21 protein-coding genes and 1 tRNA gene are annotated in these 22,112 nt (G+C 62.1%); 15 read left to right on the plus strand and 7 right to left on the minus strand.

The window, feature by feature from the left end; translation table 11 throughout:
- The first annotated feature begins 15 nt into the window (after positions 1-15).
- Together argF and ACE3P9_RS08040 are read left to right on the plus strand one after the other, a co-directional pair.
- Positions 16-933, plus strand: a complete 918-nt coding sequence (gene argF, locus ACE3P9_RS08035) for an ornithine carbamoyltransferase (RefSeq protein ID WP_374493141.1) — start codon at positions 16-18, stop codon at positions 931-933.
- A gap of 25 nt (positions 934-958) precedes the next feature.
- Positions 959-1,276, plus strand: a complete 318-nt coding sequence (locus tag ACE3P9_RS08040; RefSeq protein WP_374493143.1) for a YkgJ family cysteine cluster protein — start codon at positions 959-961, stop codon at positions 1,274-1,276.
- A gap of 77 nt (positions 1,277-1,353) precedes the next feature.
- Here ACE3P9_RS08040 and ACE3P9_RS08045 read toward each other — a convergent pair whose 3' ends face one another.
- Entirely contained in the window at positions 1,354-1,758 is a 405-nt protein-coding gene (locus tag ACE3P9_RS08045) for a hypothetical protein (protein ID WP_374493146.1), read from the minus strand.
- A gap of 69 nt (positions 1,759-1,827) precedes the next feature.
- A complete protein-coding gene (locus ACE3P9_RS08050; protein ID WP_374493147.1) occupies positions 1,828-3,075 on the minus strand; it encodes an FAD-dependent monooxygenase in 1,248 nt (415 codons plus the stop codon).
- 155 nt (positions 3,076-3,230) lie between these two features.
- Between ACE3P9_RS08050 and yegQ the strand changes: the two genes are divergently transcribed.
- Positions 3,231-4,631, plus strand: a complete 1,401-nt coding sequence (gene yegQ, locus ACE3P9_RS08055) for a tRNA 5-hydroxyuridine modification protein YegQ (protein WP_374493149.1) — start codon at positions 3,231-3,233, stop codon at positions 4,629-4,631.
- A 174-nt stretch (positions 4,632-4,805) separates the two neighbouring features.
- On the opposite strand, the gene acnB is transcribed toward yegQ, so the two are convergent.
- The 4 genes from acnB to ACE3P9_RS08075 form a co-directional block, all read right to left on the minus strand.
- Complete coding sequence (gene acnB, locus ACE3P9_RS08060; RefSeq protein ID WP_374493150.1) at positions 4,806-7,409, minus strand: bifunctional aconitate hydratase 2/2-methylisocitrate dehydratase; 2,604 nt, start codon at positions 7,407-7,409, stop codon at positions 4,806-4,808.
- Positions 7,410-7,514: 105 nt separating this feature from the next.
- Positions 7,515-8,117, minus strand: coding sequence for a hypothetical protein (locus ACE3P9_RS08065; RefSeq protein WP_374493152.1), 603 nt, complete (start codon positions 8,115-8,117; stop codon positions 7,515-7,517).
- A 54-nt stretch (positions 8,118-8,171) separates the two neighbouring features.
- Positions 8,172-9,194, minus strand: a complete 1,023-nt coding sequence (locus ACE3P9_RS08070) for a CoA ester lyase (protein WP_374493154.1) — start codon at positions 9,192-9,194, stop codon at positions 8,172-8,174.
- 246 nt (positions 9,195-9,440) lie between these two features.
- The gene (locus tag ACE3P9_RS08075) at positions 9,441-10,427 is read right to left on the minus strand and encodes a malate dehydrogenase (protein ID WP_374493155.1); all 987 of its coding nucleotides are present in this window, start codon (positions 10,425-10,427) and stop codon (positions 9,441-9,443) included.
- 323 nt (positions 10,428-10,750) lie between these two features.
- Between ACE3P9_RS08075 and ACE3P9_RS08080 the strand changes: the two genes are divergently transcribed.
- The 12 genes from ACE3P9_RS08080 to leuB all read left to right on the plus strand — a co-directional run bounded on the left by ACE3P9_RS08080 (position 10,751) and on the right by leuB (position 21,594).
- A complete protein-coding gene (locus ACE3P9_RS08080) occupies positions 10,751-11,545 on the plus strand; it encodes a GntR family transcriptional regulator (RefSeq protein ID WP_374493158.1) in 795 nt (264 codons plus the stop codon).
- Positions 11,546-11,752: 207 nt separating this feature from the next.
- On the plus strand, positions 11,753-12,193 hold the full coding sequence (gene sdhC / locus ACE3P9_RS08085; RefSeq protein ID WP_374493161.1) for a succinate dehydrogenase, cytochrome b556 subunit: 441 nt from the start codon (positions 11,753-11,755) through the stop codon (positions 12,191-12,193).
- 22 nt (positions 12,194-12,215) lie between these two features.
- On the plus strand, positions 12,216-12,581 hold the full coding sequence (gene sdhD / locus ACE3P9_RS08090) for a succinate dehydrogenase, hydrophobic membrane anchor protein (RefSeq protein WP_374493163.1): 366 nt from the start codon (positions 12,216-12,218) through the stop codon (positions 12,579-12,581).
- A 3-nt stretch (positions 12,582-12,584) separates the two neighbouring features.
- Positions 12,585-14,390 (plus strand): succinate dehydrogenase flavoprotein subunit, encoded by a 1,806-nt coding sequence (gene sdhA / locus ACE3P9_RS08095; protein ID WP_374493165.1) that lies wholly within the window; start codon positions 12,585-12,587, stop codon positions 14,388-14,390.
- Positions 14,391-14,439: 49 nt separating this feature from the next.
- Positions 14,440-15,141 (plus strand): succinate dehydrogenase iron-sulfur subunit, encoded by a 702-nt coding sequence (locus ACE3P9_RS08100; protein WP_374493167.1) that lies wholly within the window; start codon positions 14,440-14,442, stop codon positions 15,139-15,141.
- Positions 15,142-15,165: 24 nt separating this feature from the next.
- Complete coding sequence (locus ACE3P9_RS08105; RefSeq protein ID WP_374493168.1) at positions 15,166-15,456, plus strand: succinate dehydrogenase assembly factor 2; 291 nt, start codon at positions 15,166-15,168, stop codon at positions 15,454-15,456.
- A gap of 64 nt (positions 15,457-15,520) precedes the next feature.
- Positions 15,521-16,831, plus strand: coding sequence for a citrate synthase (locus ACE3P9_RS08110; protein WP_374493170.1), 1,311 nt, complete (start codon positions 15,521-15,523; stop codon positions 16,829-16,831).
- A 269-nt stretch (positions 16,832-17,100) separates the two neighbouring features.
- Positions 17,101-18,030, plus strand: a complete 930-nt coding sequence (locus tag ACE3P9_RS08115; RefSeq protein ID WP_374493173.1) for a LysR substrate-binding domain-containing protein — start codon at positions 17,101-17,103, stop codon at positions 18,028-18,030.
- Positions 18,031-18,084: 54 nt separating this feature from the next.
- Positions 18,085-19,536 (plus strand): 3-isopropylmalate dehydratase large subunit, encoded by a 1,452-nt coding sequence (gene leuC / locus ACE3P9_RS08120; protein WP_374493175.1) that lies wholly within the window; start codon positions 18,085-18,087, stop codon positions 19,534-19,536.
- A gap of 58 nt (positions 19,537-19,594) precedes the next feature.
- Positions 19,595-19,723 (plus strand): entericidin A/B family lipoprotein, encoded by a 129-nt coding sequence (locus ACE3P9_RS08125; RefSeq protein WP_374493176.1) that lies wholly within the window; start codon positions 19,595-19,597, stop codon positions 19,721-19,723.
- Between the two features lie 62 nt (positions 19,724-19,785).
- Positions 19,786-20,436, plus strand: a complete 651-nt coding sequence (gene leuD / locus ACE3P9_RS08130) for a 3-isopropylmalate dehydratase small subunit (RefSeq protein ID WP_374493178.1) — start codon at positions 19,786-19,788, stop codon at positions 20,434-20,436.
- Positions 20,437-20,526: 90 nt separating this feature from the next.
- Entirely contained in the window at positions 20,527-21,594 is a 1,068-nt protein-coding gene (leuB, locus tag ACE3P9_RS08135) for a 3-isopropylmalate dehydrogenase (protein WP_374493180.1), read from the plus strand.
- A 391-nt stretch (positions 21,595-21,985) separates the two neighbouring features.
- On the opposite strand, the gene ACE3P9_RS08140 is transcribed toward leuB, so the two are convergent.
- A tRNA-Asp gene (locus ACE3P9_RS08140) sits at positions 21,986-22,062 on the minus strand.
- Positions 22,063-22,112: the final 50 nt, after the last annotated feature.

Consider the following 22,112-nt stretch of genomic DNA (forward strand, 5'->3'; position numbering starts at 1 on the left):
CAACCGACACCCATCATGATCAAGCACTACCTTCAGTTCACCGATCTCTCCGCTGCCGACTACACCTACCTGATAGACCGCGCCGGCTTCATCAAGCGCAAGTTCAAGGCCTATGAAAAGCACATGACGCTGGTGGATCGCACCCTCGCCATGATCTTCGAGAAGGCCAGCACGCGCACGCGCGTGAGCTTCGAGGCAGGCATGTACCAGCTCGGCGGCAATGTGGTGCACCTCACCAGCGGCGATAGCCAGCTCGGCCGTGCAGAGCCCATCGAGGACAGTGCCCGTGTCATCAGCCGCATGACGGACATCGTCATGATCCGCACCTTCGAGCAAAGCAAGATCGAGCGCTTCGCTGCCCATTCGCGCGTGCCCGTCATCAACGGTCTGACCAACGAGTTCCATCCGTGCCAGATCCTGGCCGACATCTTCACCTACATCGAACATCGCGGCTCGATCCAGGGCAAGGTCGTCGCCTGGGTGGGCGATGGCAACAACATGGCCAACACCTGGCTGCAGGCCGCCAAGCTGCTCGGCTTCACCGTGCATGTGAGCACCCCGAGCGGATACGGCATCGACAGCAGCATACCCGGCGTCGAACTCGGCGACCATGTGCGGCTCTTCAAGGACCCGCGCGAGGCCTGCGTCAACGCCGATCTGGTCACCACCGATGTCTGGACCAGCATGGGCTACGAGGCGGAGAACGAAGCACGCCGCACGGCCTTTGCCAACTGGTGCGTCGATGCCCCGATGATGGCCCTGGCCAAGAAGGATGCCCTGTTCATGCACTGTCTGCCTGCCCATCGAGGCGAGGAAGTCATGGCCGACGTGATCGACGGCCCGCAGTCCGTTGTCTGGGACGAGGCCGAGAACCGCATGCATGTGCAGAAAGCCCTGATGGAATACCTGCTGCTGGGACGCCTGCAGGGCTGATGCGCCTTGGCGTCACACGGTCTGCATGACGACGTTCTGCACCACATGCGGCGCCTGCTGTGCCGCATTCCGGGTCGATTTCGCGCGTGAGGAGCTGCTTTCGGAAGGCGGCCCGGTCCCCGATGGGCTCACGGTTCCCGTCACCGGCAGGGTGATGCGCATGCGCGGCACCGACCATGCACCTCCTCGCTGTGCCGCGCTGGTCGGCACCATCGGTACCGAGGCGCGCTGTGGCATCTACGAATGGCGTTCCAGCCCCTGCCGGGAGCTCGAACCCGGCAGCGATGGATGCCTCCGCGCCCGACGGTGCCACGGACTGCCGGCCCTGCCTGAATCCTTCTGAGCCCCCCTCCTCTGCAGGAGGAGCTGAAGAAGGCACGTTTCCCCTATCCTCCTCACGCTCGCACTTTGCTGCCCGGCTCAGGGTGCAACCCGAAATGCATGCCAGCCCGGCTGCTGCTCCCCTGCCGCCTCGCCGGGGCGGTTTTCCTGGCTCCAGAAATAGAGGGGGCGCCCCATCAGTGCCCATTGCCGACGCCCATCGGCCCGGGACAGCACACTGAAATCGCCCCGATCCCGATCCTTCTCCGATGCCAGCAGAGGGGGCCATTCCTGGGCACACGGCCCATTGCAACGCGAAACCTGCGGCGCATCCGCATCGGAGACATAGAGCGTCATCCGGCTCGAAGTCCCCACCATGAGCCCATCGACCTGAATGGCAGGCGGCATTTCTCCGGCATTGGGGGTAAAAGCCCCCTGCCCCATGCCGCACCCGGTCAATGTCGCTGCGCCCAGCAGCACAGCCAGTCCCCCACGTATCCGCATGTCATGATCCTCCCGCATGGGCCGTCCATTCCGTCAGCGTGCGCCCCGGTGCGCACGGCAGTTTCGGCCTCAGGCATGCTGCCGTACCGGCACTTCGTGCCCATAGAGCCAGGGCACATCAAGCAGGTGCTCCCCGCCGAGGCGCATGGCCCAGTCACGTCCCCAACGCATCAGGCCCGTGCAATGGAATATCTCCCCATTCCGGATGGATCGCTGCTGCACACGCGCACAGCGCTGCCAGCGCAGCGCTGCGTAGTGCTGCAGAAGGTCGGGAATCGCTCCGTCCGGGCGCGTCGCCACACAGAACGCCAGTGTCGCCGCATCCTCGATGGCCATGCAGGCTCCCTGTGCCATGAACGGACGCATGGGATGCGCGGCATCCCCGAGCAACGCCACCCGCCCCCGCGCCATCTGGTCGGCCGAAGCCACCGGCGGCCTGTCACACAGCGGCCACAGCCGCCACTGGGCAATGGCCTCCGCCAGCGCCTGCACCTCCCTGCCGTATGCAGAGAGAACCCTGCGCAGATGTCCCGCATTGGCAGCATGGTCCCAGTTCTGCAGATCTTCGGGACGGGGGCCTTCCACCAGCGCCACCACATTCAGATGTGAACCGCCCCGCACCGGATACTGCACCATGTGCATGCCGGCACCGAGCCACACAGTCACCACCTGACTGCGCAGGGCCTCGGGCAGATCCGCCTGGGCCACCAGGGCCCGATAGGCCAGAATGCCGGAAAACCGCGGCGCAGCCTCTCCCGGCAGCAATTCCCCTCGGACCGTGCTCCACAGCCCATCCGCCCCGATCAGTGCCTCGGTCCTCACGTCGATCGGCTCGGACTGCAATGCACCAGCCCCCTCGTCCAACGCGCCCACGTTCCGGATCGACAGGGCGAGCCCTCCTTCAGGCGCCGCAGTCCACGCCGTCACCCGATGGTGCAGCCGAGTCTGCACCCCCATGGATTGGCTTTCGCGCAGCAGCAGGGCATGCATGTCAGCCCGATGGATCGTGGCGTAGGGGGCTCCGTAGCGCTGCACGCATTCACGGCCCAGCCTGAGCTGGCCAAGGCGTACTCCGGAAACCGCATCGCGCACCACGAGCGCATCGGGGAACGACGCACAGGCCCGCAATTCCTCCTCCAGATTCCAGTCGCGCAGGATCCGGGTCACATTGGGCCCCAGCTGGATGCCTGCTCCCACTTCCGCCCAGGCAGAAGCCTGTTCGACCACTTGTGCCTGCACCCCTTCCCTTGCCAGCGCGACAGCCGCTGCCAGCCCCCCTATGCCACCACCGGCAATCGTCCATGCATGTTGATTCATGGATGCATTGTCGACGAACTTGCCCGCCCATCCCCACGGTGTGCTTGATGCGGCGCAAATCCCTTGCGGTGCAGCTCCCTGCAGCCTGCCGACATGACGCCCCGCGCCAAACGCGCGACAATTCCGAGTTTCCATTTCCGAGCCCGGTCCTCTCCATGCATGCCCCCCTGAAAGCCCCCGAACTCCTGCTCCCCGCCGGCAGCCTCGACAAGATGCGCGCAGCATACGACTACGGTGCGGATGCCATCTATGCCGGACAGCCCCGCTACAGCCTGCGTGCCCGCAACAACGAATTCCGGCTCGAACAGCTCCAGCAGGGCATCGCAGAGGCCCACGCGCGCGGCAAGAAATTCTTCGTCACCAGCAATCTGCTCCCGCACAACGACAAGGTACGGACCTATCTGCGCGACATCGAACCCGTGATCGCCATGCAACCCGATGCCCTCATCATGGCCGACCCCGGTCTCATCATGATGGTGCGCGAAAAGTGGCCCGACATGCCCATCCACCTCTCTGTACAGGCCAACACGGTCAACTATGCAGCCGTGCGCTTCTGGCAGCGCGTGGGGGTGAGCCGCATCATCCTCTCGCGCGAACTCAGTCTCGACGAGATCGAACGCATCCGCCAGGAATGCCCCGACATGGAGCTGGAGGTGTTCGTGCATGGAGCCCTGTGCATCGCCTACAGTGGCCGCTGCCTGCTGTCCGGATACTTCAACCGGCGCGACCCCAACCAGGGCACCTGCACCAATGCCTGCCGCTGGAACTACACCACCCACGATGCCGACGTCGATCCCAACACCGGAGATGCCCTCGGCACTCCCATGGAAGCCGATTTCGATGTCGAAGCCGAACGCCAGCAGGCCGAACAGACCTTCGCCGCCACGGGCCATGATGCAGCCGCGACCGGCGATGGCCACCGGCATCCCCTCGCCGATCGTGTCTATCTGATCGAGGAAGTGGGACGCCCCGGCGCCCTCATGCCGATCATGGAGGATGACCACGGCACCTACATCATGAACAGCAAGGATCTCCGTGCCATCGAATACGTGGAGCGACTCACGCGCATCGGCGTGGATTCGCTCAAGATCGAGGGCCGCACCAAGTCCCTCTACTATGTGAGCCGCACGGCCCAGATCTACCGCCGTGCCATCGACGACGCCATGGCAGGCCGTCCGTTCAACCCCACCCTCATCACCGAGCTCGAAGGTCTCTCCAACCGCGGATACACCGCCGGCTTTCTCGAACGCCGACCGGCCCAGGACTACCAGAACTACGAAACCGGCAGCTCCCAGACCCAGCGCAGCCAGTTCGTCGGTCAGGCCAGTATCAGCGACACCCAGGACGACTGGGTGCTCGTCGAGGTCAAGAACCGGTTCTCGGTCGGTGACCGGCTCGAAATCATCCATCCTTCCGGCAACCGCACCATCACTCTCGAAGCCATGCGCTCGGCTGAAGGCCAGCCCCTGCACACCGCCAACGGCAGCCCCCTGCAGGTCTGGCTGCCTCTGGGACAGGCCTTCCGTGGTGCCCTGATTGCCCGGCTGGTGAGCTGACGCCCCTCACTGCATGCCGTCGCATGCCTCGGTCCATGGCGGACCCGAGGCCAGGCACCATGAAAAAACCCACGGACTGCCGTCATGGCGACGGAAGTCCGTGGGTGCTATGGCTGCCGTGTGGCACTCCGCAGGCCGCCGAAGCGGCATGCAGAATCCACCGTCAGCAGCGGATCAGACGTTGACCTTGTCTGCCTGCTCGTTGAACTCTTCCATTTCGTTGAAGTTCATGTAGCGATAGATGCGGCCGGCGTCCTTGTTGATGACACCGATGTCGGCCAGATACTCTTCCTTCGTCGGAATGCGGCCCAGCTTGGAGCAGACTGCAGCCAGCTCTGCGCTGCCCAGATAGACGTTGGTGTTCTTGCCCAGACGGTTCGGGAAGTTGCGGGTGCTGGTCGACATCACGGTTGCACCCTCGCGCACCTGCGCCTGGTTGCCCATGCACAGCGAGCAGCCGGGGATCTCGGTACGTGCACCGGCCATGCCGAAGGTGGCATACACGCCTTCCTCGGTGAGCTGCTGCTGGTCCATCTTGGTCGGCGGAGCCACCCACAGCTTGACCGGAATGTCGCGCTTGCCTTCGAGCAGCTTGGCAGCCGCACGGAAGTGCCCGATGTTGGTCATGCACGAACCGATGAAGGCCTCGTCGATCTTGGCACCTGCCACATCGGACAGCGTCTTGGCATCGTCCGGATCGTTCGGGCAGCACACGATGGGCTCCTTGATCTCGTCGAGGTCGATCTCGATCACGGCGGCGTACTGCGCATCGGCATCGGCCTTGAGCAGCTTGGGCTCCTTGAGCCACTCTTCCATCTTGCGGATGCGGCGTGCCAGAGTGCGGGCATCCTGGTAGCCGTTGGCGATCATGGTCTTGAGCAGCACGATGTTGCTCTTGAGGTATTCCACGACCGGAGCTTCGTTGAGCGCCACGGTGCAGCCGGCAGCGGAACGCTCGGCCGAAGCATCTGCCAGCTCGAAGGCCTGTTCGATCTTCAGATCGGGCAGCCCTTCGATTTCGAGGATGCGACCCGAGAAGATGTTCTTCTTGCCCTTCTTCTCCACCGTCAGCAGGCCCTGCTTGATGGCATACAGGGGAATGGCATGCACGAGGTCACGCAGCGTCACGCCCGGTTGCATGGTGCCCTTGAAGCGCACGAGCACCGATTCCGGCATGTCCAGAGGCATCACGCCCGTTGCTGCCGCAAAGGCCACCAGACCAGAGCCTGCAGGGAAGCTGATGCCGATCGGGAAACGCGTATGGCTGTCGCCACCGGTACCCACCGTATCCGGCAGCAGCATGCGGTTGAGCCAGGAATGGATGATGCCGTCGCCCGGACGGAGCGCCACCCCTCCACGGGTGCTGATGAAGTCGGGCAGCTCATGGTGCATCTTCACGTCCACGGGCTTCGGATAGGCAGCCGTATGGCAGAACGACTGCATGACCAGATCGGCGGAGAAGCCGAGGCAGGCAAGATCCTTGAGCTCGTCACGCGTCATCGGGCCCGTGGTGTCCTGGGAACCGACGGACGTCATCTTGGGTTCGCAGTAAGTACCGGGCAGCACGCCCTTGCCCTCGGGCAGACCGCAGGCACGGCCCACGATCTTCTGGGCCAGGCTGTAGCCCTTGCCGGGATCGGCAGGGTTCTGCGGCAGGCGGAACAGGGTGGAGGGCGGCAGACCCAGGGCTTCGCGTGCCTTGGTCGTCAGGCCTCGGCCGATGATCAGGGGAATGCGGCCCCCTGCGCGCACCTCGTCGAGCAGCACATCGCTCTTGAGCGTGCTCTCGGCAATCTGCTGGCCATTCTTGAAGGCCGTGACCTTGCCGGAGGCATGGTCAATCTTGAGCTCGACCTCGTCGCCCATGTTCATCTGGGCCACGTCGATTTCCAGCGGCAGCGCACCGGCATCTTCCATGGTGTTGTAGAAGATCGGGGCAATCTTGCTGCCCAGACACACGCCACCGAAGCGCTTGTTCGGCACGAAGGGAATGTCTTCGCCGGTCCACCACAGCACGCTGTTGGTAGCCGACTTGCGGCTCGAACCGGTTCCGACCACGTCGCCCACATAGGCCACCAGATTGCCCTTGTCCTTGAGGTCGTTGATGAACTTCACCGGGCCGCGCTTGCCGTCTTCCTCGGGCTTGAAGGGCGCATCGGGGCGGGTATTCTTGAGCATCGCCAGCGCATGCAGCGGAATGTCGGGACGGCTCCAGGCATCGGGTGCAGGCGACAGGTCATCGGTATTGGTTTCACCGGGGACCTTGAACACAGTGATCCTGATGCTGGCAGGCACATCCGGACGGCTGGTGAACCACTCGCCGTCGGCCCAGCTCTGCAGCACGGCCTTGGCATTGGCATTGCCTGCATCGGCCTTTTCCTTGACGTCATGGAACTGGTCGAACATGAGCAGCGTGTGCTTGAGGCCCTCCGCCGCCACGCTTCCGACTTCCGCGTCATCGAGCAGCTCGATGAGTGCGCTGATGTTGTACCCCCCCAGCATGGTGCCCAGCAGCTCGGTGGCCTTCTTGCGGTCGATCAGCGGGCTCTTTTCCTTGCCGAGTGCCACGGCTGCCAGGTAGGACGCCTTGACCTTGGCCGCATCATCCACGCCTGCAGGGACGCGGTGCGTGATCAGGTCCAGCAGCTCCTGCTCTTCTCCTGCGGGAGGATTCTTGAGCAGCTCGATGAGCTCCTCGGTTTGCTTGGCAGACAGCGGCAGCGGCGGGATACCGAGCGCGGCACGCTCGGCCACATGGTCACGGTAGGCTTTCAGCATGGGGGGTTCTCCTGGTTTCTTCGGGGGTAAGGGAGCATCACACCCGACGGTTCACGCGAACCACCGGGCCTTGATGAGGGGGGAATGACATCCTTGCGGACGATTTCATTGCAGCAGATTGACCGGATGCGCCTTCAGTTCCTGGTCTCTCTGCACCTGCTGAGGGTTCTGGCATTGATCGGCCACACGTTCACCACGCTTCTGATCCATCAGCATGGACTTGTTGCCGAGCTGCATCCAGGTTGCACCTGCAGCCTTGTCCTCCAGCCGGACCACGCCGGTACTGGTCGGAACCTGCTGCATGGAGTAGCGGCGACCATTGCTTGCATGCACGTCATACATCAGCGGATTCTGGGCATCCTGGGTCACCGTGACCCGCGTGCCCAGCTCGCATTGCATGGTGCCCGTATACACAGCCAGGGCAGGCGCCGGGAAGGGCAACCCGGCAGGACGTACCGGTGCAACCGGGGCGCTGGCGCCGGTGAGCGGGTTGACCTTGAGCGCCTTCTTGAGCTTCACGAACCGCTTCACGGGCTTCTTGGAACTCTTTGTGCTCTTTGATGCCGACTTGCCGGAGGCCTTCTGGCCCCCTGTCACCTTGTGTGCCACCTTGGCCTTGCCGTGGGAGGTCGATTCGACCTTTTCGGCTGCGAACACGCCATTGCTGGCCAGTGCCAGCACGGTCAGCATGGAAATCAGTTTTTTCATGAATGGTCTTTCAGATGAATGAGTCCAGGAACCGCAAATTATCGGACGATTCCCTCAAGCAAAATATCCACGCACATCTTGTGGCAATAATTTTCCAGTGGCATGCGCACGTTCCAGCACCTGCCAGTAATACCGATAACTGGCCCGGTCGTGCAATGTTCCCTTGTGACTGATGGGTGCCCAATCGGCCCGTGCCGCCGCGAGTATGATTTCAGATGCCATTTCCATTTCGGCGTCGGTCGGTGCAAAGGCGGCCAATATGGGCCGAATCTGCCCCGGATGAATACTCCACATGCGGGTATATCCGAATTGGCGGGCTGCCATTTGAGCTGCACGCGAAATGGCCGCTGCATCCCGAAACTCGGTCACCACGCAATGAGAAGGGGTTTTTCCATGGGCATGGCAGGCCGTGGCGATCTGCAGCTTGGCCTGCACCACGAGCGGATGGCTGAATTGTCCCTCCACCCCCATGGCCTCTCCGGGAATGGCGCCCCCATGGGCCGACACGAAATCCATCAACCCGAAACTGATCGACTGCACGCGCGGATGGGCTGCAATGGCAAAGGCATGGTGCACAGCCAGCGGTGACTCAAGCAGCACATGCAGCGGCAGCGACACCCCACCGGCTGCATCGACCTGTTTCACGGCCCGTTCGACATCCTGTACAGACTCCACCTTGGGAATCATCACATGGCACCAGCGCTCCGGAAGAGCCCCCACCAGCACAGACACGTCCTCGGCAAATGCGGGGTGGTCAACCGGATGCACCCGCACCGCAACACGTGCATCCGGAGCGGCAGCGCGGGCAATCTCCACCACCATGGCCGCATGTTCGGATTCATGACCAACCGGCGCCCCATCCTCGCAGTCCAGCGTGACATCGAAGACACAGGTGCCATGTTCCTGCATGAGCTCCTGCTGCAGCTGCAGGCTCTTGCGCATCCGATCCTCTACCCCGCAGTAGTGGTCACATACGGGGAGCATGCCTGCAGCACCCTGGGCACCAAGCAGAACGTCGCGGGGATGGATGGAAGGAGAGGAAGACATCGCGGCGAAGGGAAAGAGAGAGACCGTCATGCCAGTGCACCAGCCGTGCATGCACCTCCAGGAGGCAGAGCCACACGATCACGAATCGGCTGCACAACTACGACATGAACTCATGGATTCCATCCAAACACACCTGCATGCAAAATGAAGGCATGCGACATGCGCTTGGATGGAATGCCCTGATGCGCCACCCTCCAGCGGACAGCGCCAGGGCGTTCCCCAGCCATCTGCGCACTCTGCCCTGCAAAAGTCAGGTGCAGAGCGCGACATCGGCCATTACAGGAGGTGCTTGACGCCGTCCTGCTCGCCCTGCAGCTCGGCCAGGGTCTTGTTGATGCGTTCCTGGCTGAATGCGTCGATCGGCAGCCCTTCGATGACCTTGTATTCGCCGTTTTCACAGGTCACGGGGAAACCGAACACCACGCCTTCGGGAATGCCGTACCAGCCCTGGGACGGAATGCCCATGGTCACCCACTTGCCATTGGTGCCCAGTGCCCAGTCGTGCATGTGGTCGATGGCGGCATTGGCAGCAGAAGCAGCGGAGCTCAGGCCACGTGCTTCGATGATCGCAGCGCCACGCTTGCCCACGGTCGGCAGGAACACGTCGCGGTTCCAGACGTCGTCGTTGATCAGATCCTTGACGGACTCGCCACCGATGGTGGCAAAGCGATAGTCGGCATACATGGTCGGGGAGTGGTTGCCCCACACGGCCAGCTTCTCGATCGCGGCAACGGGCTTGCCGGTCTTCTCGGCGATCTGGCTCGCAGCGCGGTTGTGATCCAGACGCAGCATGGCGGTGAAGTTCTTGGCCGGCAGGCTGGGTGCGCTCTTCATGGCGATGTATGCGTTGGTGTTGGCCGGATTGCCCACCACCAGAACCTTGACGTTGCGGTCAGCCACAGCATCCAGAGCCTTGCCCTGGGCCGTGAAGATCTGTGCGTTGGCAGCCAGCAGGTCTGCACGTTCCATGCCGGGGCCACGGGGACGAGCACCCACCAGCAGCGCATACTGCACGCCCTTGAAGGCTTCCATCGGGTCGGAATAGGCTTCCATGCCGGCCAGCAGGGGGAACGCGCAATCCTGCAGTTCCATCATCACGCCCTTGAGGGCGCTCTGTGCCTTTTCGTTCGGGATCTCAAGCAGCTGGAGGATGACCGGCTGATCCTTGCCCAGCATCTCGCCGGAAGCAATGCGGAACAACAGGGCGTAGCCAATCTGACCAGCGGCGCCGGTAACGGCCACGCGAACGGGGGTTTTGCTCATGAAGAGTCTCCAGTCTTGATAGAGGGAACACAAAGAAACATACATGCAGCCGTCTGTACCGCAGACACCCAGACAACCACAGGGAACGGACTCGCGCACCCGCGTGCCAGAGGCACCTTGGAGCCGGGCAGCGGCGAAGTGTGCATAGTGTAACGCTGATTTTCTTGCACGGACAATTTGTCTTATATCTTATATAAGATATGATTTGTGTGTTGCACGCCTGCGCCGAGCCGGAAAGAAATGCCCCGTCACCGCTTTCCCCCTCACCTTCCGACCGGATGGCACTCCCTCCCGGTCTCTCTTGTCTGCGTTCTTCCCTGGCCATGTCCTCATCCGATCTCGACACAGAAAGCTCCGGCTCCGACATCCAGTCGGCGAGCGCCTCCTCCCCCGCGCCCGCATTCAGCCCGCTCTACCAGCAGATCAAGCAGGCCATGCTCCACAGTCTGCAGATCGGCGAATGGAAGCCACAGGAAGCCATTCCCAGCGAAGTGGAGCTGGCCAAGCGCTACAGCGTGAGCCAGGGCACCGTGCGCAAGGCCATCGACGAGCTCGCCTCCGAAAACCTCGTGGTGCGCCGTCAGGGCAAGGGCACCTTCGTGGCCAGCCACAACGAGCGCCATGTGGAATACCGCTTCCTGCGCCTGCATCCCGACGAGGGCACCGTAGCCAGCGAAGGGCGCACCCAGCGCACCATCCTGGAATGCCGCCGTGTACGCGCCACTGCAGACATCGCTCGACAGCTTCAGCTCCAGAGCGGGGAATCCGTCATGCAGATCCGCCGCCTGCTCTCTCTTGGCGGCACGCCCTCGATCCTGGAGGACATCTGGCTGCCTGCCTCCCTGTTCAAGGGACTGACGAGCGACATGCTGACCCACCACCAGGGGCCCACCTACGCCCTGTTCGAGGACCAGTTCGGTGTGCGCATGATCCGCGCCGACGAACAGCTCAAGGCCGTCCTTCCCGACACCCGGCAGGCGGAACTGCTGCAGGTTCCGTCTTCCACCCCCCTTCTGCAGGTGATGCGCGTGAGCCTCACCTACAACGACCAGCCCGTAGAGGTGCGCCGAGCGCTCTACCGAACCGATACCCACCATTACAAGAATACCCTGAGCTGAAACCCCATTTCACGCACCGAAAGCATGCAAACCCAGCGAAGAAGCCGAGATCATCCGATCCCATTTCTGGGGTTTGAGAGTTTGCAAGCCCCAAGTCATCTTCATCAGTCTAAAATGCGCAGTTGTTCTTGTTACGTTCCTTGCGGAGCGTCACAAACACTCCCAAGCTTCGAATGGATTTGTTGACTCACAGATAAGGCCCTTTCCATGTCATCTACCCCTCCCTCCTCTTCCACCAAGCGGCCTGAATTCCGCAATATCGGTATTGCGGATATTCGCACCTATCGCATGCCCCTGGCGGCCATCGTGTCCATCCTGCACCGTGTCAGCGGTGCACTGATGTTCCTGCTGCTGCCTTTCGTGATGTGGCTGTTCGACAAATCCGTCACATCCCAGGTGTCGTTCGAGAAATTCACCGCCCTCTTCAACGGAACCCTGGGCATGCCGGGCTGGTTCTACAAGCTCGTCTGCCTGGCACTGATCTGGGCTTTCCTGCACCACATGTTCACCGGCATCCGCTTCCTCATCATGGATGCCTCCCATGAATTCGTCAGCAAGCAGTTCGGTCGCAGCTCCGCCCAGGCTGTGCTGGTTGCCAGCCTGCTGCTCACCGTGGCCCTCGGCGCCAAGCTGTTCGGCCTGTATTGATCTTCAAGCAAAGGAAACCCCCATGTCTGTCACCTACGGTTCCCGTCGCATCACCACTGGCGCCCACTACGGCGTCCGTGACTGGCTCGTCCAGCGCGTCACCGCCGCCATCATCGTGCTGTTCACGCTGGCGCTCATTCTCTCGGTCCTGCTGACGTCCGGCCCCCTGAACTACGATTCCTGGGCCGGCATCTTCGCACCCCAGTGGATGAAGTTCCTGACCTTCGTCACCGTCCTCGCGCTGTCTTGGCATGCCTGGGTCGGTGTGCGCGACATCTGGATGGATTACGTCAAGCCGGCCGGCCTGCGCCTGGCCCTGCATGTGTTCACCATTGCCTGGCTCGCTGGCTGCGCCGGCTGGGCGATTCAAGTTCTGTGGAGAGTGTAAAAAATGGCCCTGAATCCTCAATCCCTGCCCCGCCGCAAGTTTGACGTTGTCATCGTCGGTGCCGGTGGCTCCGGCATGCGTGCCTCGCTGCAACTGTCTCGCGCCGGCCTGAACGTGGCCGTTCTCTCCAAGGTCTTTCCTACCCGCTCCCATACCGTGGCCGCACAGGGTGGCGTCTCTGCCTCTCTCGGCAACATGAGCGAAGACAGCTGGGAATGGCACTTCTACGACACCATCAAGGGCTCTGACTGGCTCGGCGACCAGGACGCCATCGAGTTCATGTGCCGCGAAGCTCCCAAGGTCGTGTACGAACTCGAGCACTTCGGCATGCCGTTCGACCGCAACCCCGATGGCACCATCTATCAGCGCCCGTTCGGTGGCCACACGGCCAACCACGGTGAAAAGCCGGTGCAGCGCGCCTGCGCCGCAGCCGACCGCACGGGCCATGCCATGCTGCACACCCTCTACCAGCAGAACGTGCATGCCCACACCAACTTTTTCGTCGAATGGATGGCGCTCGACATCGTGCGCGATGCCGACGGCGATGTGCTGGGCGTGACCGCGCTGGAAATGGAAACCGGCGACATCTACATGCTCGAAGCCAAGACCACCCTGCTCGCCACTGGCGGTGCAGGCCGCATCTTTGCTGCTTCGACCAATGCCTACATCAACACCGGTGACGGTCTGGGCATGGCGGCCCGTGCCGGCATTCCGCTGCAGGACATGGAGTTCTGGCAGTTTCACCCCACGGGCGTGGCTGGAGCCGGCGTGCTGCTGACCGAAGGCTGCCGTGGCGAAGGCGCCATTCTGCTCAACAGCGAAGGCGAGCGCTTCATGGAACGCTACGCTCCTACCCTGAAGGATCTGGCACCGCGCGACTTCGTGTCCCGCTCGATGGACCAGGAAATCAAGGAAGGTCGCGGCTGCGGTCCCAACAAGGACTACATCCTGATGAAGCTCGACCACCTCGGTGCCGAAACCATCCACAAGCGTCTGCCCTCGGTGTACGAAATCGGCATCAACTTCGCCAACGTCGACATCACCAAGGAACCGATCCCCGTCGTGCCGACCATCCACTACCAGATGGGCGGCATTCCGACCAACCTCAACGGGCAGGTCGTCGAGCATGTGAACGGCGCCAACCGCGTGGTCAACGGACTCTATGCCGTGGGCGAATGTGCCTGCGTGAGCGTGCACGGCGCCAACCGCCTGGGCACCAACTCGCTGCTCGACCTGCTGGTCTTCGGCCGTGCCGCCGGCAACCACATCGTGGCCAACGTGCAACCCGGAGCCGAGCACAAGCCGCTGCCGGCAGATGCCACCGACTTCACCCGCGCACGTCTTGCCAAGCTCGAACAGTCCACCAGCGGCGAATACGCCCAGGACGTCGCCAACGACATCCGCAGCAGCATGCAGAAGCATGCCGGCGTGTTCCGCACCCAGGCACTGATGGACGAAGGCGTGCAGCAGATCGCTGCCATCCGCGAGCGCGTGGACCATATCCATCTGCAGGACAAGTCCAAGGTCTTCAACACGGCCCTGGTCGAATCGCTTGAGGTTGCCAACCTGATCGAAGTGGCTCAGGCCACCATCGTGTCCGCAGCCGCTCGCCACGAATGCCGTGGTGCCCACACGGTCTACGACTACGAGCACCCCGCTGACGATCCCAATGCACCGCTCGGCCGCGACGACAAGAACTGGCTCAAGCACACGCTGTGGGACAGCAAGAGCAACTCCCTCTCCTACAAGCCCGTGAACCTGAAACCCCTGACGGTTGACACGGTGCCGCCAAAGGTGCGTACCTTCTGAGCAAGCCACGCACGCGCCACCAAGCAACCGAACACGGAGTTTTTCGACCATGAAACGTACCTTCCAAATCTACCGCTACGACCCCGACAAGGACGCCAAGCCCTACATGCAGACCATCGAGATCGAACTCGACGGCCACGAACGCATGCTGCTCGACGCCCTCATCAAGCTCAAGGCCAAGGATCCCACGCTGGCCTTCCGTCGCTCCTGCCGCGAAGGGGTGTGTGGCTCGGACGCCATGAACATCAACGGCAAGAACGGGCTGTCCTGCCTGACCAACATGCGCACGCTCAAGGACCCCATCGTCCTGAAGCCGCTGCCCGGCCTGCCGGTCATCCGCGATCTGATCGTGGACATGACCATGTTCTTCAAGCAGTACGACTCGATCAAGCCGTACCTGATCAACCACACGCCGGCTCCCGAAAAGGAACGTCTGCAGTCGCCCGAGGAACGCGAAGAACTCAACGGCCTCTACGAGTGCATTCTGTGCGCCAGCTGCTCCACGAGCTGCCCGAGCTTCTGGTGGAACCCCGACAAGTTCGTGGGTCCTGCCGGTCTCCTGCAAGCCTACCGGTTCATTGCCGACAGCCGTGACCAGGCCACCAGCGAACGTCTGGACAATCTGGACGATCCCTATCGCCTGTTCCGCTGCCACACCATCATGAACTGCGTGGACGTGTGCCCGAAGGGACTCAACCCCACGCGGGCCATTGGCAAGATCAAGGAACTGATGGCGCGCCGCTCCATCTGAGTCTCCTTTTTGTCCGGGATATCCATGACCGCAGATTACGACGACGATCGCCTCACCCCCGAGGAATACAGCAAGCTGCAATGGCGCTGCCGGCGCGGCCTGCTCGAAAACGACCTTTTCATCGGCCACTACCTTGAGCGGTATGGCCCGCAGATGACGGTCAGGGAAGCGAAAGCGATGTATGCACTAATGGATCTCTCGGACAACGACCTGCTCGATCTGATGCTGCGCCGCAAGGAGCCCGCAGCACCTCTCGATACGCCGGACGTCATCGCCTTGCTGGAACGCATGCGCAAGCCTCGCCCGTCGCAATAGCATCCCTTCCCCCAGGCGGTTCGCCCCGCCCATCAGCATCCATAACAGACACAGGAGTTCTCCCATGAAACTGGCTGACAACAAAGCGACTCTCTCCTTCAGCAACGGCAAGCCCAGCGTGGACCTGCCGATCTACTCGGGCAACATCGGCCCCGACGTGATCGACATCCGCAAGCTCTATGCACAGACCGGCATGTTCACCTACGATCCCGGCTTCCTGTCCACTGCGTCGTGTCAGTCCGGCATCACCTACATCGATGGTGACAAGGGAGAACTTCTGTATCGTGGCTACCCCATCGAACAGCTGGCTGAAAAGTGCGATTACCTCGACACCTGCTATCTGCTGCTCAAGGGCGAGCTGCCGACGGCCGCACAGCGCGAGGAATTCCACAAGGTCGTGCTGACCCACACCATGGTCAACGAGCAGATGCAGTTCTTCATGCGTGGCTTCCGCCGCGATGCACACCCGATGGCCGTGCTGACCGGACTTGTCGGCGCCATGTCTGCCTTCTATGGCGAGAACATCGACATCCACAATGCCGAGCACCGCGACATCGCTGCAATCCAGCTCATCGCCAAGCTCCCGACCCTCGTCGCCATGGCTTACAAGTATGGCAAGGGCGAGCCCTACATGTATCCTCAGAACCATCTGAGCTATGCAGGCAACTTCATGCACATGATGTTCGGCACTCCCTGCGAGGAATACAAGGTCAATCCCGTCATCGAACGCGCCCTGGACCGCATCTTCATCCTGCACGCCGACCACGAGCAGAATGCCTCCACCTCCACCGTGCGTCTGTGCGGATCTTCCGGCACGAACCCCTTCGCAGCCATTGCAGCAGGCGTGGCCTGTCTGTGGGGTCCTGCCCACGGCGGTGCCAACGAAGCCTGCCTGAACATGCTCATGGACATCCAGAAGATGGGTGGCGTGGCCAAGGTCGGCGAATTCATGGAACAGGTCAAGGACAAGAACTCCGGCGTCCGCCTGATGGGCTTCGGTCACCGCGTCTACAAGAACTATGACCCCCGCGCCAAGCTCATGCAGGAAACCTGCAACGAAGTCCTGGCCGAACTGGGCCTCGAAAAGGATCCGCTGTTCGCACTGGCCAAGGAACTGGAAAAGATTGCGCTCGAAGACGACTACTTCGTCCAGCGCAAGCTGTACCCGAACGTGGACTTCTACTCCGGCATCGTTCAGCGCGCCATCGGCATCCCGGTCAAGCTCTTCACCGGCATCTTCGCACTGGCCCGCACCGTGGGCTGGATTGCACAGCTCAACGAGATGATCGCCGATCCCGAGTACAAGATCGGTCGTCCCCGTCAGCTCTACACCGGCTCTGTCCGCCGCGACGTGCCTGCCAACTTCAAGGGCTGATTCCTCCCTTGTTGAGCCCCTGCCCGCACACGGCAGGGACGGCTCTCGCCTTTGCACAACCCATTCGGTTTTCAGCAACCGGATGGGTTTTTTGCTGCCTGGAGCAGATCGGCTCTTCACAGCCCTTGTTTCCCAGCCCTGAGTCCCCTGGGGATTCGCAGATGGGCAGATCATCCATCTCAAAAGACGATGGCACAGCGCGTCTTTTACATGGAAAATAGCATCATCCATCGTTATTCAAGATGGATTAGCTGATTTTCCGATTGCCCATGTTCTACGACCGTGCCCTCTCCCGTCGACTGGACCTGATCTCGCTCCAGCTCTTCGTCGCCGTCTGCGAGCTGGGCAGCATTGGTCGCGCGGCCGAGCGGGAATTCATCGCCGCATCTGCCATCAGCAAGCGTCTGAGCGATCTGGAAGCGGCCTTCGGCACCCCCCTGCTGGAACGCCATGCCCGTGGCGTCACGCTGACCCCTGCTGGCGAGAGTCTGCTGCACCATGCCCGCACAGTCATCTTCCATCTGGAGAAGATGCAGGCCGAGCTCGGCGAATACGCCGAAGGGGTGCGAGGCCATGTCCGCATGCACGCCAGCATCTCGGCCATCGTACAGTTCCTGCCTGAGGATCTGGGGCGTTTCATCCGCGCACACGAACACATCAAGATCGATCTGGAGGAACACCTGAGCCACGAGGTGGCCCAGGCCGTTCTGGAAGGCACGGCCGATCTCGGCATCGGAAACATGGTGCAGGACATGGCCGGACTCCAGCGCCGCTTCTACCGTGCAGACCGACTTGTGGTTGTCGCTCCTGCGAATCATCCCCTGGCAGCGCATGGATCCGTGGATTTTTCCGAAACGCTCGCCTACGATCATGTCGGCCTGCATGTGAACAGCTCGATCAACCAGGCCATGCGCGATGCAGCACTGATTGCCGGGCGCGCCGTGCGGCTGCGCATCCGGGTCACCGGGCTCGATGCCATGTGCCGCATGATTGCCAACGGGCTGGGCGTGGGAGTGATGCCTGCGCGAGCGTTTCACCTGATCCATGGAACGGGTGACCTCGTGGGCATTGCCCTGACCGATGCCTGGGCTGAACGCACCCTGGAGCTGGTGGCCCGGGATTTCGCCACCCTGCCGCAGCCCGCCCGTCTGCTCGTGGAGCACCTGACCGCTTCCGCCGAATCGCCTCCGGCAAGCTGACGCCCTCTTTCCCTTTCTCGTTTCTTTTCCATCCTCCCTTCCTACAGGATCACCATGGCACAGACACTCTATGACAAACTCTGGGACGAACATGTCGTCCGCACTGAAGAAGACGGCACAGCCCTGCTCTACATCGATCGCCACCTGGTACACGAAGTCACCAGCCCACAGGCTTTCGAAGGCCTGCGTCAGGCTGGTCGCAAGCTCTGGCGCATCAGCTCGGTGGTGGCCACGGCCGATCACAACACTCCCACCACGGGTTGGGAGCGTGGATATGACGGCATCGTGGATCCCACCAGCAAGGAACAGATCTCCACGCTTGACAGCAACATTGCCGCCTTCGGTGCGGCAGCCTATTTCCCCTTCCTCAGCCACCGCCAGGGTATCGTGCATGTGATGGGCCCCGAGAACGGCGCGACGCTGCCGGGCATGACTGTGGTCTGCGGAGACAGTCATACCAGCACCCATGGGGCCTTCGGCGCTCTGGCGCATGGCATCGGCACCAGTGAAGTCGAACATGTGATGGCCACGCAGACCCTTATCGCCAAAAAGGCCAGGAACATGCTGGTGCGGGTTGAAGGCACTCTGGCTCCCGGCGTGACCGCCAAGGACGTGGTGCTGGCCATCATCGGGCGCATCGGCACGGCGGGCGGCACCGGCTACACCATCGAATTTGCCGGCAGCGCCATCCGCGGACTGAGCATGGAAGGCCGCATGACGCTGTGCAACATGGCCATCGAGGCCGGTGCACGCGCGGGTCTGGTGGCCGTGGACGACAAGACGATCGAATACGTCAAGGGACGCCCCTTTGCCCCCGGCACGGATGCCACCACGGGACAGTTCACCGGCGGCCCCGAATGGGAGCAGGCCGTGGCCTACTGGCGCACGCTGCATACGGATGAAGGGGCCCATTTCGACAGCGTGATCGATCTGCGCGCCGAAGCCATCGAACCCGAGGTGACCTGGGGCACCAGCCCCGAGATGGTGGTGGGGGTCACGGCCACCGTACCCGACCCTGAATCCGAAAAGGATCCCAGCCGGCGTGCAGCCATGGAGCGCGCGCTGACCTACATGGCGCTCGAACCGGGCAAGCCCATCACCGACATCCATGTGGACAAGGTGTTCATCGGCAGCTGCACCAACAGCCGCATCGAGGACATGCGTGCTGCTGCAGCCATCGTGCGCAAGCTCGGCCGCAAGGTGGCTCCCAACGTGCGACAGGCCCTGGTGGTGCCGGGTTCCGGTCTCGTCAAGGAACAGGCCGAGCGAGAAGGACTCGACAAGATCTTCACCGCAGCAGGCTTCGAATGGCGCCAGCCAGGGTGCAGCATGTGTCTGGCCATGAATGCCGACCGGCTCGAACCCGGCGAACGCTGCGCTTCGACCAGCAACCGCAACTTCGAGGGACGCCAGGGCAATGGCGGCCGCACCCACCTCGTCAGTCCAGCCATGGCTGCAGCTGCAGCCGTATTCGGACACTTCGTGGATGTCCGGACCCTTGCCTGATCTCCTCCATCAGACCCCGTTCCTCCTCCTCTCGCTTTTCGTGCACAAGGACTGCATCATGAAACGACTCATCTCCTCCCTGTTCGTCATGGCCTCCCTGATCGCCGTCACCGGCTGCAACACCGTGCAGGGCATCGGCAAGGATGTCCGTGCCACTGGCAGTGCCATCCAGCGCGCCGCCGAGTAATCCCTTTTCGGCTGCGTTGTCTTTTCCAGAGCAAGCGCAGCCTCACACCTGTCTGACACACCATGCAAAAATTCACCCTGCACAAGGGCCTCGTGGCTCCTCTTGATCGGGAAAACGTCGACACCGACGCCATCATTCCCAAGCAATTCCTCAAGTCCATTCGCCGGACGGGTTTTGGCCCGAACCTATTCGACGAATGGCGCTACCTTGACAGGGGCGAACCCGGCAAGCCGGAATCCGAACGTCGCCCCAATCCCGACTTTGTCCTGAACCAGCCGCGCTACCAGGGAGCTTCGATTCTGCTCACGCGCAAGAACTTTGGATGCGGATCGAGCCGCGAGCATGCCCCCTGGGCACTGGAGCAATATGGATTCCGTGCCATCCTGGCGCCCAGCTACGCCGACATCTTCTTCAACAACTGCTTCAAGAACGGCCTGCTGCCCATCGTGCTGCCGGAATCCACCATCTCCCGCCTGTTCGATGACGTGCAGGCCTTCCCTGGCTATGCGCTCACCATCGACCTCGAACGACAGGTTGTCATCCTGCCGCAGGGCGAGGAAATCCCCTTCGAAGTGCAACCCTTCCGCAAGTACTGCCTGCTCAACGGCCTCGACGATATCGGACTGACCCTGCGCCATGTCGACGAGATCAAGGCTTTCGAGGCACGACGCCTGGCCACCAAGCCCTGGCTGGCCCACACCATGCCGCACTGACGCACACGCGCCCGTGCTGTTTTCAGGGTGCCGGCTGCCCTGCGCTGCCGGCCCCTTTCCTCTTTCCATTTCTCACCCCCATTCGATCCCATGAAAATTGCAGTTCTTCCCGGAGATGGCATCGGCCACGAAATCATTGCCGAAGCCGTCAAGGTACTCAAGGCCCTCAACCTTCCTCTCGACATGGAATACGCCGATGTCGGCGGCACGGCCTATGTCAACCATGGACATCCGCTGCCCGAGCACACCCTGAACCTCGCCAAATCCGCCGATGCCGTGCTCTTCGGCGCCGTCGGCGACTGGAAGTTCGACAAACTCGAACGGCATCTGCGTCCTGAACAGGCCATCCTGGGGCTGCGCAAGGCCCTGGGCCTGTACGCCAACCTGCGTCCGGCCATCTGCTACAAGGAACTGGTCAACGCCTCCAGCCTCAAGCCCGAGCTCGTGGCTGGACTCGACATCCTGCTCGTGCGCGAACTGACCGGCGACATCTACTTCGGACAGCCCCGTGGCCGTCGGGTCGCCACCGACGGGCTGTTCCCTGGAACGGAAGAAGCCTTCGATACCATGCGCTACAGCCGCCCTGAAATCGAACGCATCGCACATACGGCCTTCCAGGCCGCACAGAAACGCAGCAAGCGCCTCACCAGCGTGGACAAGAACAACGTGCTCGAAACCTCCCAGCTCTGGAAGGACATCCTGGTCGAAGTGAGTGCCCAGTATCCCGACGTGACGCTCGACCACATGCTCGTGGACAACGCCGCCATGCAGCTGGTCAAGGCCCCCAAGAAATTCGACGTGATTGTCACCGGCAACATGTTCGGCGACATCCTGAGTGACGAAGCCGCCATGCTGACGGGCTCCATCGGCATGCTGCCCAGTGCCAGCCTCAATGAAAAGAACCAGGGGCTGTACGAGCCCAGCCACGGCAGCGCACCGGACATCGCAGGCCAGGGCATCGCCAACCCGCTGGCGACCATCCTCTCGGCGGCCATGATGCTGCGCTTCTCTCTGGGTCAGCCTGAAGCCGCCGACCGCATCGAACGCGCCGTGGGCAAGGTGCTGGAACAGGGCCTGCGCACGGCCGACATCTGGAGCGAAGGCACCACCAAGGTCAATACCAGCCAGATGGGTGATGCCGTGGTGGCAGCGCTGTAATCGCCCCCGCATCTGTACCTTCTGCAAGGAAAGGCGCTCCCCGATGGAGCGCCTTTTTCACATCAGCAACCCAGGCAGATGCTGCGCACAAGAAAAAACCCCGCAGGAGAAATCTGCAGGGTTTGAAATCAATCTGCCATTCAATGAATGGCTGTGTTGCGCTTGCAATTCATCTGGCCTTTTGCAGCAGGATCATCCTGAGGACTCTGCGGGCACAAGGATCGAACGCCCCTGCAGATCATCCATCCACCAGCGCCTCACCTCTCATGCCGCCAGCGACGGATATCTTCGCGGATCCATGCAATCATCTGGGAAGTGACAGCCCTCAAGTTTGCTACCCACAAAAAACAAAAAAGACTTCAAGTCCTTGAACTTAAAGTCTTTTAAAAGATGGCGGAGTGGACGGGACTCGAACCCGCGACCCCCGGCGTGACAGGCCGGTATTCTAACCAACTGAACTACCACTCCTGGTAGCATGCGGGGCTTGCGCCCTGCTGCCGATGCCGACCACGAATGGA

Source organism: Allobrachymonas sp. (genome assembly GCF_041912815.1).
Taxonomy (GTDB): Bacteria; Pseudomonadota; Gammaproteobacteria; order Burkholderiales; family Burkholderiaceae_C; genus Brachymonas.

What these genes read in the sequence shown, in the direction of transcription:
- argF (WP_374493141.1), top strand. Translation starts at nt 16, where the DNA reads ATGATCAAGCACTACCTTCAGTTCACCGATCTCTCCGCTGCCGACTAC.
- ACE3P9_RS08040 (WP_374493143.1), top strand. Translation starts at nt 959, where the DNA reads ATGACGACGTTCTGCACCACATGCGGCGCCTGCTGTGCCGCATTCCGG.
- ACE3P9_RS08045 (WP_374493146.1), bottom strand. Translation starts at nt 1,758, where the DNA reads ATGCGGATACGTGGGGGACTGGCTGTGCTGCTGGGCGCAGCGACATTG.
- ACE3P9_RS08050 (WP_374493147.1), bottom strand. Translation starts at nt 3,075, where the DNA reads ATGAATCAACATGCATGGACGATTGCCGGTGGTGGCATAGGGGGGCTG.
- yegQ (WP_374493149.1), top strand. Translation starts at nt 3,231, where the DNA reads ATGCATGCCCCCCTGAAAGCCCCCGAACTCCTGCTCCCCGCCGGCAGC.
- acnB (WP_374493150.1), bottom strand. Translation starts at nt 7,409, where the DNA reads ATGCTGAAAGCCTACCGTGACCATGTGGCCGAGCGTGCCGCGCTCGGT.
- ACE3P9_RS08065 (WP_374493152.1), bottom strand. Translation starts at nt 8,117, where the DNA reads ATGAAAAAACTGATTTCCATGCTGACCGTGCTGGCACTGGCCAGCAAT.
- ACE3P9_RS08070 (WP_374493154.1), bottom strand. Translation starts at nt 9,194, where the DNA reads ATGACGGTCTCTCTCTTTCCCTTCGCCGCGATGTCTTCCTCTCCTTCC.
- ACE3P9_RS08075 (WP_374493155.1), bottom strand. Translation starts at nt 10,427, where the DNA reads ATGAGCAAAACCCCCGTTCGCGTGGCCGTTACCGGCGCCGCTGGTCAG.
- ACE3P9_RS08080 (WP_374493158.1), top strand. Translation starts at nt 10,751, where the DNA reads ATGTCCTCATCCGATCTCGACACAGAAAGCTCCGGCTCCGACATCCAG.
- sdhC (WP_374493161.1), top strand. Translation starts at nt 11,753, where the DNA reads ATGTCATCTACCCCTCCCTCCTCTTCCACCAAGCGGCCTGAATTCCGC.
- sdhD (WP_374493163.1), top strand. Translation starts at nt 12,216, where the DNA reads ATGTCTGTCACCTACGGTTCCCGTCGCATCACCACTGGCGCCCACTAC.
- sdhA (WP_374493165.1), top strand. Translation starts at nt 12,585, where the DNA reads ATGGCCCTGAATCCTCAATCCCTGCCCCGCCGCAAGTTTGACGTTGTC.
- ACE3P9_RS08100 (WP_374493167.1), top strand. Translation starts at nt 14,440, where the DNA reads ATGAAACGTACCTTCCAAATCTACCGCTACGACCCCGACAAGGACGCC.
- ACE3P9_RS08105 (WP_374493168.1), top strand. Translation starts at nt 15,166, where the DNA reads ATGACCGCAGATTACGACGACGATCGCCTCACCCCCGAGGAATACAGC.
- ACE3P9_RS08110 (WP_374493170.1), top strand. Translation starts at nt 15,521, where the DNA reads ATGAAACTGGCTGACAACAAAGCGACTCTCTCCTTCAGCAACGGCAAG.
- ACE3P9_RS08115 (WP_374493173.1), top strand. Translation starts at nt 17,101, where the DNA reads ATGTTCTACGACCGTGCCCTCTCCCGTCGACTGGACCTGATCTCGCTC.
- leuC (WP_374493175.1), top strand. Translation starts at nt 18,085, where the DNA reads ATGGCACAGACACTCTATGACAAACTCTGGGACGAACATGTCGTCCGC.
- ACE3P9_RS08125 (WP_374493176.1), top strand. Translation starts at nt 19,595, where the DNA reads ATGAAACGACTCATCTCCTCCCTGTTCGTCATGGCCTCCCTGATCGCC.
- leuD (WP_374493178.1), top strand. Translation starts at nt 19,786, where the DNA reads ATGCAAAAATTCACCCTGCACAAGGGCCTCGTGGCTCCTCTTGATCGG.
- leuB (WP_374493180.1), top strand. Translation starts at nt 20,527, where the DNA reads ATGAAAATTGCAGTTCTTCCCGGAGATGGCATCGGCCACGAAATCATT.